12 protein-coding genes are annotated in these 14,034 nt (G+C 40.4%); 2 read left to right on the forward strand and 10 right to left on the reverse strand.

Annotated elements, in window-relative coordinates:
* Positions 1 to 8: 8 nt before the first annotated feature.
* The 5 genes from fucO to rhaB form a co-directional block, all read right to left on the reverse strand.
* Positions 9 to 1,160: a lactaldehyde reductase gene (fucO, locus tag FVA69_RS05635; protein ID WP_164528516.1), complete on the reverse strand. Its 1,152-nt coding sequence runs from the start codon at positions 1,158 to 1,160 to the stop codon at positions 9 to 11.
* Between the two features lie 39 nt (positions 1,161 to 1,199).
* Entirely contained in the window at positions 1,200 to 2,234 is a 1,035-nt protein-coding gene (gene rhaT, locus FVA69_RS05640; RefSeq protein ID WP_004913498.1) for an L-rhamnose/proton symporter RhaT, read from the reverse strand.
* A 74-nt stretch (positions 2,235 to 2,308) separates the two neighbouring features.
* Positions 2,309 to 3,130, reverse strand: coding sequence for a rhamnulose-1-phosphate aldolase (gene rhaD, locus FVA69_RS05645; protein ID WP_004913496.1), 822 nt, complete (start codon positions 3,128 to 3,130; stop codon positions 2,309 to 2,311).
* A gap of 10 nt (positions 3,131 to 3,140) precedes the next feature.
* Positions 3,141 to 4,391, reverse strand: a complete 1,251-nt coding sequence (locus FVA69_RS05650) for an L-rhamnose isomerase (RefSeq protein ID WP_164528517.1) — start codon at positions 4,389 to 4,391, stop codon at positions 3,141 to 3,143.
* A 44-nt stretch (positions 4,392 to 4,435) separates the two neighbouring features.
* On the reverse strand, positions 4,436 to 5,884 hold the full coding sequence (gene rhaB, locus FVA69_RS05655) for a rhamnulokinase (protein WP_004913490.1): 1,449 nt from the start codon (positions 5,882 to 5,884) through the stop codon (positions 4,436 to 4,438).
* Between the two features lie 181 nt (positions 5,885 to 6,065).
* On the opposite strand from rhaB, the gene FVA69_RS05660 reads away from it, so the two are divergent.
* Positions 6,066 to 6,281 carry a YccJ family protein gene (locus tag FVA69_RS05660; RefSeq protein ID WP_004913488.1) on the forward strand — a complete coding sequence of 72 codons (216 nt, stop codon included), beginning with the start codon at positions 6,066 to 6,068 and terminating at the stop codon, positions 6,279 to 6,281.
* Between the two features lie 81 nt (positions 6,282 to 6,362).
* Here FVA69_RS05660 and FVA69_RS05665 read toward each other — a convergent pair whose 3' ends face one another.
* A complete protein-coding gene (locus FVA69_RS05665; RefSeq protein ID WP_109912086.1) occupies positions 6,363 to 7,703 on the reverse strand; it encodes a 2-carboxy-D-arabinitol-1-phosphatase in 1,341 nt (446 codons plus the stop codon).
* A gap of 428 nt (positions 7,704 to 8,131) precedes the next feature.
* On the opposite strand from FVA69_RS05665, the gene FVA69_RS05670 reads away from it, so the two are divergent.
* Entirely contained in the window at positions 8,132 to 9,109 is a 978-nt protein-coding gene (locus FVA69_RS05670) for a LysR substrate-binding domain-containing protein (protein ID WP_109912087.1), read from the forward strand.
* A 61-nt stretch (positions 9,110 to 9,170) separates the two neighbouring features.
* On the opposite strand, the gene FVA69_RS05675 is transcribed toward FVA69_RS05670, so the two are convergent.
* From FVA69_RS05675 to FVA69_RS05690, 4 genes are all read right to left on the reverse strand, one after another.
* A complete protein-coding gene (locus FVA69_RS05675; protein ID WP_117162778.1) occupies positions 9,171 to 10,349 on the reverse strand; it encodes a M20 metallopeptidase family protein in 1,179 nt (392 codons plus the stop codon).
* Between the two features lie 573 nt (positions 10,350 to 10,922).
* Complete coding sequence (locus FVA69_RS05680) at positions 10,923 to 12,248, reverse strand: amidohydrolase (protein WP_164528518.1); 1,326 nt, start codon at positions 12,246 to 12,248, stop codon at positions 10,923 to 10,925.
* An 18-nt stretch (positions 12,249 to 12,266) separates the two neighbouring features.
* Positions 12,267 to 12,743 (reverse strand): hypothetical protein, encoded by a 477-nt coding sequence (locus tag FVA69_RS05685; RefSeq protein WP_004262394.1) that lies wholly within the window; start codon positions 12,741 to 12,743, stop codon positions 12,267 to 12,269.
* 12 nt (positions 12,744 to 12,755) lie between these two features.
* On the reverse strand, positions 12,756 to 13,544 hold the full coding sequence (locus tag FVA69_RS05690) for a DUF3100 domain-containing protein (protein ID WP_004913472.1): 789 nt from the start codon (positions 13,542 to 13,544) through the stop codon (positions 12,756 to 12,758).
* Positions 13,545 to 14,034: the final 490 nt, after the last annotated feature.

Genomic DNA, 14,034 nt, shown 5'->3' on the forward strand with positions numbered 1-14,034 from the left:
ACTGTCCTCTAATAAATCGCTTGATATAATTCAGCGATATCCTCTAATGTTGCATCACGTGGATTACCCCCAGTACACACATCATCAAAGGCGGCTTGAGCAAGGGATGGAATATCCTCTGGTTTCATGCCGATTTCACGCAGTTTTTCAGGAATACCAACGTTTTTGTTTAGCGCAAAGACAGCTGCAATGGCGGTATCTCTGGCTTCTTGAAGTGGTAGGGAGTCTATATTTTTTACGCCCATTGCACGGGCGATATCGCGGTATTTTTCCCCTGTATAATTTGCGTTATACGCCATGATATGAGGCAATAAAATGGCATTGGCGACGCCATGAGGTGTATTGTAAAACGCCCCAAGTGGGTGAGCCATACCATGCACCAACCCTAAACCAACGTTAGAGAAGCCCATTCCAGCCATATATTGTGCAAGAGCCATTGTTTCAACGCCTTGCGGGTCGCCCTTAACGGATTGCTGTAACGAATTGCTGATCAACTCTATGGATTTAAGGTGCAGAGCATCGGTAAGTGCCCAAGCTCCTTTCGTGATATAGCCTTCAATGGCATGAGTGAGGGCATCAACGCCAGTAGCAGCCTTTAAGCTTGCAGGCATGGATGCCATCATTAATGGGTCAATAATGGCTACTAAAGGGATACTATGGGGGTCAACACACACAAATTTACGGCACAGTTTGTTGTCCGTGATGACATAGTTAATCGTGACTTCAGCCGCGGTTCCTGCGGTCGTTGGGATGGCGATAATTGGAACCGCTGGGTTTTGGGTTGGAGCGACACCTTCTAAGCTCACCACATCTTCGTACTGTGGGTTATTGATAATAATCCCAATCGCTTTAGCGGTGTCTTGTGGGGAACCACCACCGATAGCGATAAGATAATCTGCATTAAATTGTTTGAAGTGTTTTAGTCCTTGTTGGACGGTATCAATGGTTGGGTTAGGAATAACGGCATCATAAATGGCGTAGTCCAATTTAGCGTTATCTAATAATTGGGTGACTTTACTGACAACATTAAATTTAACCAGATCCGCATCCGTAACAATCAGTGCTTTGTTAAATTGGCGTTTTTGAATTTCCTCTACAAGGTGGTTAATAGCCCCTTCGCCAAAGTATGAGGTTTCATTGAGTATCATTCTATGGGTCATCGCTGACCTCCCGATCGATTAAAATAAAAAGTCGTTACGTTATGCTGCCATTCCCAAGCCAACAATGTTTGCAGCTAAGATAATCACTAAGCAGCCTAAACATAAAATTCGTACAGGTTTTCTGCCAGTGCCTTTCCATTCTTTTAGGGCTAACCCCACAATACCGCCACACAGAACATAAAAACTCATATGTAGCATCCAGCTCATAAAGCCGTATTGTGATGGGATATTGGCGTGTCCCCATGCGTAGAAGAAGAATTGGAAGTACCACATACCGCCACCCAAAATGGCAAATAAAATATTGCTGATCAGTAGGGCTTTGGGGACAGAGATATCTGATTTGAAAGAGATATCTTGGCGATAAATAAGCCTAATAAAACAATAACCTAAGTTGATTAATGCGCCGCCACCCATGATGATGACGTAACTTGGTAATGCGACATAAAGAGAAGAAACGCCGAGGGCAGCGGAAGCTTCGTGCATAGGGACGGCTGCACTCATGGCGAATGACATACCGGCTGAGAAAATACCGCACATGACTGCCAGTAATAAGCCTTTTTTCAGGTTAAACTCTTCAGCTTGCACTCCGGTCGCCTTTTCTTTCAGTAACCCGGCATAGGAAACGATAGCAACCCCTAGAACAGCCACTAAGACACCAAGAATCGTTAGTTTTCCGCCAGTCGAGGCAATCAACTCGCCAAATGTGCCTTGAATAATAGGGGTCATCAAGGTACCAACAATGAGTGTAATACCAATGGCAATCCCAATCCCCATTGACATACCTAAATAGCGCATGGTCAAGCCATAACCAATATTACCAACCCCCCACATGGCGCCAAATAAAAATACAGGGATCAGAATACTTGCACTGAAAGAGTTGTAATAGGCCCAAAAGTCAGGAAGTAAAATATAACTGATGGTCCAAGGTAAAATAATCCACGAAAAAATACCGGCAATGGACCACATCGTTTCCCATGACCAGTTTTTAACTTTCTTTAATGGTGCGTAAAAGCAGGCAGCTGAAGCTGCGCCGACAAAATGCCAAAAAATACCGAGTAAAATTCCACTGCCCATGAACTATTCCTCACTGTTTATTATCGTTTTAATTTCTCTGTGGAAGGAAAGGGGTATCCACAGAGAAACAGGTTTTATTTCAATGCATCAGACATTGGTGTGACATTAAATCGCTTGGCAAGCGCAATCAGATTTTCTGTTGAAATAGTTTGTTTTTTACCACCCATGGAGAGAACTTTTACCAATATCTCCGCAGATTTTTCTGCGGTATCAATTAAACCAAAAGCATCATCTAAAGTTGGGCCAGAGCCAAAAATACCGTGGAATGGCCAAAGTACTAAGCCATGTTGTTTCATTTGTTCCGCTGTTTCTAAACCGATACCATCTGTGCCGGGGACCATCCATGGCAGCACACCAATACCATCAGGGAAAACCACCAAACATTCAGTACTCATTTCCCATAAATGACGAGTGATGGATGCACTATCGAGCGGTAAAACATAACTTAATGCAATGATGTTAGTTGCATGACAGTGCATGATGACTCGGTTAGTGCCATTAGTGGCTTGCATACGTGTGATATGCGATTGAAAGTGTGCAGCAAATTCAGAGGTTGGTATTGCACCATTCACAAAGCCCCAAACAATGTGGTAACCCTGACCTTCGTTATCGATACGAACCAGACCCAAGTTATCTGCGGGGTCTAAGGCAACGTTACGGAAAAACTTACCGGAGCCTGTAACAATAAAATATTGGTTTGCGAGCTCTTTAACTGGCTCTGTCGCTTCGATATAACGTGGGTCAGCGTGAAAAGTGTGTTTAAATGGCGAAACATCATCTTCAGTGAGTCGTAAGCTCACATTACCGCCATTACGTTCATCCCAGCCTTTGAGCCACATATCGCTGGTGGCTTTTATCATTCCTTGAACAAACCAAGATGTCAGAATATCTTGCATACAATTCACCTTAACGTGTTAATAATGTTGATTTTTCGTATTTTTTAACTTCATCTAACCATTTTTCGCCGACAGGAACATTGTTGCGTTCACAGTATTCATCCCAAACAGCTTGCCATGGCAGGCATTTTTGTTCTTCTAACAGCGCGAGGCGAGCTGTGAAGTCTCCTTTAATTTCGAGTTGGCGTAGTCTTGTGGTTGGTTCAAGTAAGGCGCGAAGTAACGCTTTTTTCATATTACGAGTCCCAATGACCCAAGCGGCAATACGGTTAATTGATGCGTCAAAGAAATCGAGGCCAATATGCACACGGTTCTTTAAGTTATGGCGAATGATTTCATTGGCAATGGCTTGAGTTTCATCATCGAGTAAAATGACGTGGTCACTGTCCCAACGCACAGGACGGCTGACGTGCAGTAATAGACGTTCAACATAAGGAATGACCGCTGAAATTTTATCCGAAATGACTTCAGTTGGATGGAAATGCCCCGCATCTAAACATAAAGCGGTTTTACGTGTGATGGCATAGCCCAAATAAAACTCACTGGAGCCTGCGGTGTAAGATTCTGCGCCAATACCGAATAATTTACTTTCGACGGCATCGATATGATATTTAATATCAATTTTTTCACTGATAATTTCATCCAATGACTCGACTAAGCGTTGACGAGGGGCATAGCGGTCAATAGGGAGATCTTTCATGCCGTCAGGGATCCAAATATTCATCACGGAAGCGCTGTTTAATGACTCACCAAAATACGCAGAAATACGGCGGCAAGCTTGTCCATGACCAATCCAATAGTCTCTAATTTCCTTATTACTGTGAGTTAGCGTCGCTTCGCTACTTAGCGGATGGGAAAAGTAAGATGGGTTAAAATCGAGCGCGATATGGTTTTTTTTCGCCCAATCAACCCAATTGGCAAAATGGCGAGGTTCAATTTCATTACGTTCGACGGTGGTATCAGCTTCGAGGTAAAGAGCGTGCAGATTAACGCGTTTAGGGCCCGGAATTAAGCTCATTGCTTTATCCATATCTGCACGTAATTCAATCGCATTAGTCGCTTTGCCGGGGTAATTACCTGTAGCTTGAATACCGCCGCTTAAAGCGGTTGCTGATTTTTCAAAGCCGGCTACGTCATCTCCCTGCCAGCAATGCATTGATACAGGCAAGTCAGCCATAGCTTGCATCGCTAGTTCAGTATCGATACCAAGGTCAGCAAAACGTTGTTTGGCAATAAGATAACTTTCTTTGTAATTAGACATGAAATTTTCCTTATAACTTATCGATATACGGTTAATAACTTGAGTTAGCCCGTAATGGTTTTAAATCGTTTCCAAGGTTCATCCAGTGCGATGCTTTGAGGTTGAAACCAACAAAGTTCGGTATTTTCTGCAATAATGGTGCGCAGGGTTGGTACATCTGGAATGGTGTTGAGGGCAATCAACTGATACCCAATGTTTCCTAAGGTGGAGGCTTCAATCGGACCTGTGCTCACAGGAACCCCGCAAGTGTTGGCGCAGAGTTGGTTAAGTAGGGCATTTTGGCTGCCGCCACCGACGATATGCAGTTGTTGTAATGGGGCATGATTTATCTGCTGTAATTCAAGGAACACTTGACGATAAAGCAGTGCTAAGCTGTCGAAAACACAACGAGCTAGCTCAGCGGCAGTATTTGGAACGGATTGTTGATTTTCCTGACAAGCTTCTTTAATGGCTTGGCTCATCGACTCCGGGTTCAAGAACCGGTTATCGTTCGGGTTGATCAGATACGTGAATGCTGGGATAGCTTCTGCTGAGGTAATGAGGCTGCAAATATCTTGCACATCGTGTTCAAGACAAATGCGTTGGAATAACCATAACCCCATAATATTCTTTAGGACTCGGTAGTGGCCATTAATTCCTCCTTCATTGGTAATGTTGGCAACAAATGCATTTTCACATGTACAAGGGGATGTGCGCTCGAGGCCCATTAATGACCAAGTTCCTGAGCTTAAGTAAGCACTATGGCTATCGGCTATTGGAGCCGCAATGACAGCGCTGGCCGTATCATGGCTTGCTACGGCGATCACGGGGGTTTTTTGGCCTTTCGGTGTGATCCAATAGCCAATGACATTACCCGGTTGCTTGATTTCACCTAATAAACGGCGTGGCAATTGTAAATATTCGACTAACTCCTCATCCCAATCACCTGTTTGCAGGTTAACCATTTGGCTGGTGGTAATATTGGTATATTCATGGTTGACTTGCCCGGTCAAACGGTATGCTAAATAATCAGGAATCAATAATAAATGGTGTGCTTGTTTCAACCATTGAGGGTGTGATTGTTGCAATGCCTTCAATTGATATAAGGTATTGAAAGGGAGAAATTGGATCCCTGTTTTTTGGTAGATATTTTGAACACCGAGATCGGTTTGAACTTGTTCCATGACACCTTGCGTGCGGTTATCTCGGTAGGAGAAATTGCGACCAATGGTATGACCCTCACGGTCAAGTAGGACATAATCAACACCCCAAGTGTCGATCCCGATGCTGTCAATGTTGATGCCAGATTGTTCTACACGGTGTAAGCCAATCAGGATTTGGTTCTCAATGTCGTCAAGATCCCAATAGCAATGGTTGCCTTCAGTGATCAAATGGTTTGTAAAACGATGAATTTCATCTAATGATAATTTTTTATTATGCACATCATAGCAAGCCAACATGACTCGACCGCTAGATGCGCCTAAATCAATAGCAACAACATGGCGAATATTCATGACTTTTTTATCTCTATTACTTAACTTATAGTCATATACTAGAGAGAGTGAATAGTGAGCGCGTTCAATGGAGCGCCACTAAAAGGGAAAAATGGCAATATATTTAAAGTCGTAGTGATCTTATTCACAGACTTGAAATCTCTCAGTATTTTTACCAGAACCATTTAATCAGGAGCGAATAATGAAAGAGCCTCACGATATAGCTGAATGGGCTAAAGTTAGAGAAACCTCAATTGAAATTGCTCAAGCTATTTTTGAGTTAGCGAATAATGATGAAGTGTTAGCAGAACAAATTTGGGAGGAAGGTTCTGATGAAGTTTTACCTCTGGCCTTTTCGAAGACCACTGCGGATAGGCTATATTGGGGGGAAGAAACTATCGAAAGGAAAAATGTATAATTCGTTTTGAGCTTTTCTGAAGAGATAAAAACCTCGCAATGGCGAGGTTTTTTATTGGCGATTATAAGGTGTTAATTTCTCTTATTTACCATTAAAAGACTGGATGTTTTTGACACTGAATTTTTCATTTTTATATTGCAGGGTAATCAGTTGTAAGTCTTTTTTAGGGATGAATTGGTACTCTGGCTGAACTTTATTTAAAAACGCACTGAAAATAATCGGGTGAGTAACCACCATGATTTTTCCAGTATGGAATTCATTTTTGATACCAATATCTCTAAGTAAGCTTTCTAATCGGTAGGCTGCAATAGCTCCTGTTTCACCATCGACTGGGGATTCAAAGCTCAACACATTTTTTCCTGAATGTAATTTGGTAAACTGGCCTTTAGGGTCTTTTTCTAATGTGCTGATTTTCTCCGCTTCCCAAAGGCCAAGGAAAATTTCATCTAAATTACGATTAATTTGGATTGGTAGGGTGCTATTTTCAAATAAGTGGTTTGCAGTATATTTGGCTCTATTTAATGTGCTGCTATAAACCGCCAAATAGTCAGTAGGGTTAATGTGTTGTTTCAATTGATTAACCGCCGCAACACCTGATTTACTGAGATCGGAGTCTGAAGTGCCTTCCATTACATTGGCATCATTTAAAATAGTCATTGGGTTGATGACAATCGAGATTTCAAGAGGCGGAAGTTTCTCTTGTTTTGCATAACCTGATTTTAAATAATCCGTATTATTAAAGTCGATAAGCGTAAATTGACCATCTTTATATTTTAATACCGAAACGGCAGTATTGCTTAACCCTGATAATGGCTTATCTTGACGATATTTCTGCAAGTAAAATGCCATTGATGAGTGGCCAACGGCTAAAATATTACCAGTTTCATTTTTATGACGGTTAGCAATATCTAATAATGCAGACTCGAAGCGTTGGGAAAAGTCATACATGCTTTCAGTGTTGACGACAGATTTGAAGTTTTTATCTTTATAGTTCCCAAAGTAGTATTCAAATTCATTACCAGAATGGCCGTATTGGCTCGTTAAGTCATCAATTCTACCGCCTTCAGCGTTACCCCAAGAAATATCTTTTAAGTTCTCAATCTCAATAATATCCATGTTACGGCCAGTTAAAATATTACTGGCGGTTTCATGAGCTCGACCTAATGTACTGCTGTATCCGGCGATAAAATCGACATCTTCTAAACCTAAACCAAGGCTGCGTGCATCATAGCGCCCTTTGGTTGTAAGCTGAGCATTACCGCCTCCACCAATGGTCATTTCTTTAATATTAGAATAAGTTTGTCCATGTCTAACAAGGTAAAAATAAAGGGCATCGCTATCTGATGTAGCTAAAGCACTGGTGGAGGTTATTGAAATAATTATATAAAATAACAAAAGAAACTTGGTTTTAATTCTTTTCATGTTTGCACCTATAATTTATTTATAATGCCATTCTTAGTGGCATAATTAACCTGTCTACCAATTGATTAATAAGAAATTGGCGCCCCCAATCTAAGTAAAATGAATTAGGATTAATTGTATTGTTTAGCCAGATATTTTTGAAAATGGCGTAAAAACCAAAGTAAGTAAGATGGCTATCACAAAATGACTATTTATTTTGTGATTAATTTAATTTTAGTGATCTTGAGTGAATAATTTGCTTTTCATTTACTAATGTTAGGTTGCTTTATTATAAAAGAGGGGTGATTTGCTTGGGAATAAGTAACAGTGTAGTTCTTGCTAATCCATTCGTTATGGTATAATTACTGTACATAACAACCAAGGTGTCGCATCTTACTCTGGATTTATATCTCTATTTTTTAATCCATTTTGCATTGGATAAATCAGCAATGAACATTAGTCAGCTTAAAAGTTTTGTTGAAGTGGTTAGAAGTGATTTCAATATCACCAACGCGGCTGAAAAATTATATACCTCTCAGCCGACTGTCAGTAAGCAACTTAAAATATTGGAAGATGAACTGAACGTTTCATTATTCAATAGAAAAAATAATAACTTATTGTCTCTTAGCCCGATTGGGGAGAAAGTTCATCATGTCGCGTGTGATATTCTGGCGCAGTTCGATAAAATTAAAAGTATCGTTTCACATGAAGATACCACGATAAAACAAAATCTTCATATCGCAACCACACACACACAAATCCGCTATAAATTACCCCAAGTGATTGAACGTTTTAACGCACGTTACCCCAATATCTCACTGCATTTTCACCAAGGGGCTCCCGCCCAAATAGCAGAAATGGTGAATAATGGGGATGTGGATTTTGCTATTGCGACCGAATCTATGCACCTTTATGATGACTTATTGGTGATGCCTTGCTACCAATGGTCGCGCAGTATTATTGTGCCCCATGACCACCCGCTAGCTCAATGTGAACAGCTCTCTATTGAAGACCTTGCTGGTTACCCATTAATTACCTATGTATTTGGTTTTACCGGGCATTCAAAACTTGACCAAGTTTTTTACCAACATAAATTAACGCCAAATGTTGTTTTAACTGCGGTAGATACCGAAATTATTAAATACTATGTAAAACGTGGTGCTGGGGTAGGTATTATTTCAACGGTGGCTTTTGACCCAGAGGAAGATAGCGAGACATTACGCTGTATTGATATTAGCCATTTAGTGAAGCCAAGTTATACACATGTATGCATTAACCGGCATATGCATTTAAAAGATTATATGTATGATTTTATCTCTAATTATGCACCTCACCTTGATTTGAACTATATTCATCAACCGAATCAATGGGTGCCTACAGAACAAAATGAGCGAGATAGGTTATATAGAGAATTACCTGAGCTATAAGAAAAAAGCCGAGTAATATGATTTACTCGGCTTTGAAATTACTGTGTGTGTTATTTTTATTCTAACGAGTGGCAATATTAATAAAAATTTGAGCGCCAATCAGCAAACAATCGTCATCAACAAAGTAAGGGTTAGCGTGTAAATAATTATTAATCCCTTTTGCTTGATTACCACTTCCTAAAAAGTACATGGCACCGAGTTTATCTTTAGTGGCATTGATCATATAACTGAAGTCTTCACTACCCGTCATTGGCTTACCATTCGCATCTATCTGTTCAGCAGGTAAGAATGCCGCAGCAGCATCATAAATCACTTTAGCAGCCTGCGGGTGATTGACGACAGCGGGATAACCGCTTGCTTCTAGTGTGGTTTTAAACCCGCCGGCTTCACTACGAGCGACAATTTCATGAAAGCTGGCTTTTAAAATTTTGTCGGTTTCTTCATCCATTGAACGGATGGTACCGCGTGCCTGAACATGATCAGCCAACGCATTTGGAATAGTTCCGCCATTAATCATGCCACAACCAAATACGGCAGGGCTGAAAGGATCGGTTTTTTTGGCAACAATGTAGTCCATATAATCAATGATACGTGTTGCTTCGCGGATAGCATCTAACCCTTTATGAGGGGTTGAGCCGTGGGCTGAAACGCCATGAACATCTAGCGTCCACGCTGAGCCATAAGAGGACATAACCCCGGAATTGAATTTAATATAACCCGTTTCAAAAGCGGCATCATTATGTAAGCCGTATACTTCATCAACACCTTCCATACAGCCCATTTCTACCATTTTGTTAGCGCCCGGTACTCGCATGTCTTCTTCGGCCATTTGGAAGATAAAACGGACGTTATGAGTGAGTTCAGAACGGTTTTCGCTAAGGTATTTTGCTGCCGTTAAGGCGATGGTCATGTGGGTATCATGGCCACAGTTATGAGCGCAACCTTCATGGACAGAGCTGTGCTCATTGCATGTTAAATCAGGCATTTCAAGGCCGTCAATATCGGTACGATAGGCAATCAAGCGCTTTGCTGGGTCGATAATCAATTCAGCGGTAAAACCGGTGTAACCTTCAAATAAACGGATGTTATAGCCAAAGCTTTCCATCAATTCACGGCAATATTGTGAGGTTTTGAATTCTTGCCCAGATAATTCAGGGATCTTATGTAAATCCTGACGTGTTTTTTTGCTAAACGTTTCTAAAGCAAAGAGCTTTTCACTGATATTGTATTTATTGGTCATTACGTTTTATCCCGTATACAAAAAGCGTTTTTAATGCTGTTAAGGAGCCCCTGGTGTGAGCATGAATAAGAAACAGCGTACTCATTTAATTTATGTATATTTTAAGCGCTAGATTCAGAAATAAGTCACTTCTGCTAGATGTTATTTTATCTAACAATTCATAGAGTGAATTTTAACGTGGATATTAAAAAAGTGAGCGTGATGGAGATCGTATTTATATCATATCAGTATTGCATGGCTCATGAATAATAAGGATGGTAATTTAATAAAATAATCATCAGGAAATGTAAAGATAATTAAATCCCTTTAATATCAGCATGTTAAATTTGTATTTTCTGGTTTTTATATTAAAAATTTTTATATTTAAGAGAGGCGGTTATTGAGTTTACGCTAAATTTTATTATTTGAAATAGGACGTAGATAGCATGGCTTTACAAATTATTTTACATGAGATGATGAATATAAAATATATTGAATTAATGAGAGGGGAAACTATAAAGATAGGATTAAAGCTGGAAAGATTATATGCCCCTTATTGCGATTAACGCATTAATAAGGGACATGTTTCTATAATTAGTTCTTAAAAGAGCCAATAAATGAGAGATATTCCTCTTTGCTCATCAATGGGGTGTAATCAGCTAACATTTCGTCAGCTTGGGATGCATCATCAAATAATAGGTCAATAATTGCCATTGCCATCATTTGCGCAGGGCGGATGTAGGCCATATCATCATCAAAAACAACGTAATCTTTACCGTGCAAGCCACCGCGAATTGCGCCAATCCACGGGTGACTCACTGGCATGATATGTGATAAGTCACCTGTATCTGTGCTTCCAGTCATATGGCCAGCAACCCAAACATTTTCTTCGCCAATCAAGTCGTGGGCATTGTGCTGCAATAAGTCGTTTAACGTATCGTTGTTATATAGCGGCAGGTAACCCGGTAAATCTTTGACTTCTACTTCTGCACCGACTGACATTGCGCCAGCAACCAATGCGCGAGTAATACGCTCATTCGCATCAATCATTGCGGGAACATTTGACGCTCGGACATAACTTTCCATACGGACATCACTTGGGGTGACATTCACTAAATCACCGCCTTGTGTGATGATAGGATGGAAACGAATATAATCTTTTTCTTGGAAGGTTTCGCGAATTGCATTCACCCCCATGATCCCCATCATTGCCGCATTGAGTGCATTAACGCCCAGATGAGGGGCCGCCGCCGCATGGGATGCTTTGCCTTTGTAGTTAATCAGCTTGCCAATAAACCCATTGGTGGTGGTCGACATTTCAATAAAACCAGTCTCACGTTCAGGTTTGACACTGGTTAAATGAATTTGCATTGCCATATCGATATCATCAAACTCACCAAGAGATATCAGCTCAGGTTTACCGCCGATATAACTGATTTTTCCTTGCTCAATCAGTTTATTACGATAAGCTAGTTCAACATATTCCTCTGCGGGAACGGCGAAAGGAACGACGTCTCCCGCGAGGTATTGCATAGCACCTGACTTAACCAGACCAATAGTGACAGCCATCATGTTAGCTATTTGTGCATTGTGCCCGCAGCAATGGGCAGCGCCCGTTAAATCATCAGCCTCTGGGTGCTCCGCACAAATAATCGCATCGAGCTCACCAATCACAGCAATACTATGTTTACTCCCTTTTCCACCCTTAAGGCGAGCCTTAACCCCCGTCAATGCGAGTTGGTTACGGTAATTAACGCCTAAGGCAGAAAATGCAGCTTCCACTTTTTTTGCTGTTTTAACTTCCTTATAGCCGAGCTCAGGTTCTGCCCAAATATCTTCAGCCAATTTTTTGATATCCCCTTTATGGGTTGCAATTGTCTCGCAGACGATGGCTTTCAATTGGTCTTTGGTCATTGTCATGGTAAATATTTCCTATTGTTAGATAACGCCGCTCCATGAAAGTGTCACTTGACCAATAAGTGCAGCGAATAAGAATGTTCCCGTAAAGACCGCCAGTGAAACTGGGATGATCCGCCATGAAATGGCTTTAAATTTGTCGATATCTTTACCGAGTGAAAGACCAGCAAAGGCAAGTACTGTCGTACTGATGACGGCAAGTGAGATTTTACCTGTCATTGCGATCATTTCTTTATCGTAAGGGAATAACGGTGAACACAGACCCGCCGCAATTAAAGATACCCAGAAAATCACGGGTAACTTACCTAATGGTGGGATTTGTGCAATTAAGTATGCCACAAATGACATACCCCCTAATAATGCCATGGCGATAAGTGAGTCACTAAAGACTGCGCCAAAGCTACCACGGCCATAAATTGAACCGCCGAGTGCATCACCCAGTGAAGTGAAGATGATGACTAACACGATGATTATTGCAATTTCTGCCATCTTTTTCATGATCTTATATCCTTATTCTGTATCTGCTGATGCGGTTGCACGTTTTCTTTTCAATTTGTTGTACAAGAAAGAGGCAAACGGTAAGGAGAAGAAGATGTAGATGTACAGACCTAATACCGAAGACATCAAGTTTGCAGAGGATGAGAATGCTTGAATATCTGCGGCGTGTTCAGGATAAAGTTCCAATAATGGGGCAACAGATGCTGCTAGCATCGAACCACTACCCACACCAGCACCCATGGCTAAAGCAAGTGGGCTCATAATATCGAGTCCTGCGATAACACTGGCGATAACACCCATCCAAACTGCACCGTATAACGTCCCGCAAATATACATTGCCATAACGCCGCGGCCTTCTGGTGAACTTAAACCATATTTGGCTTCGATAATGGCAATATTAGGTTCACGACCGATAGAGTAGGTGGCACCAACGGCTTCACGGCCCATGCCTAACATGATAGCAAGCGGTAAACCGAGCAAAATAGTACCGATAAAGTGGCCGACTTCTTGCAAGATTAATGCGCCACCGGCTTGAATTATTTTTTCCCAAGATGCACCAACGGAGGTGCTTAATTTTGCAATTAAGATAACTAACGCAACACTCATTATCGAGCTCGCGTGTGCCATATTTTTTTCGCTGAGGATTTTGAATTTTGGAAAACTGATAATACCACCCATCAACATGGAATAAAGCATTGGAAAAACCATGACTAAACTGATTTTAATTTGCCCTATAGCTTCCGAAAGAAGAATGATAAGTAAGCTAACCAAAAGCAACTTACTATCTTTTAATATACCCATAGTGTTACCTTTCATTGGAAATGTTTTTAAGAGTTTTTCGTATATATTTATAATAAAAATGCATCATTTTCGTATTCATACTATCCATGAAACTATTTTCCTGACAATATTCCGAAAGTCTCTTAGCCATGCCGAAAAGGCATGGTTAAAATCAATAAATTAATATTTATTAATAAAGATGTAGTTATTGAAATGTTTTTGCATTTTTATATTAAAAATATTTTTATTTTTCAGATTGATACAAATTATTATTAATTATTTAACATGCTGTTTCATAAGTAATTTTGATTTTTTGGTGTGTTAATGCGAGGAATTATCAAATACCCAGTAAATGTGAGGTTGTTCAGGTTTTATTTATTTTTTTATGGCAAGGTTTTATTTTTACTGAATTTATATAATGATAAAAATTGAATTTTAATTGGATGTTATTGTGGTTTTTTTGAGTTTTCGTTTTTATTTTATCCTATCTTGAGTTTGATTATCAGTTTAA

It is taken from the genome of Providencia sp. PROV004 (assembly GCF_011045615.1).
Lineage (GTDB): Bacteria > Pseudomonadota > Gammaproteobacteria > Enterobacterales > Enterobacteriaceae > Providencia > Providencia rettgeri.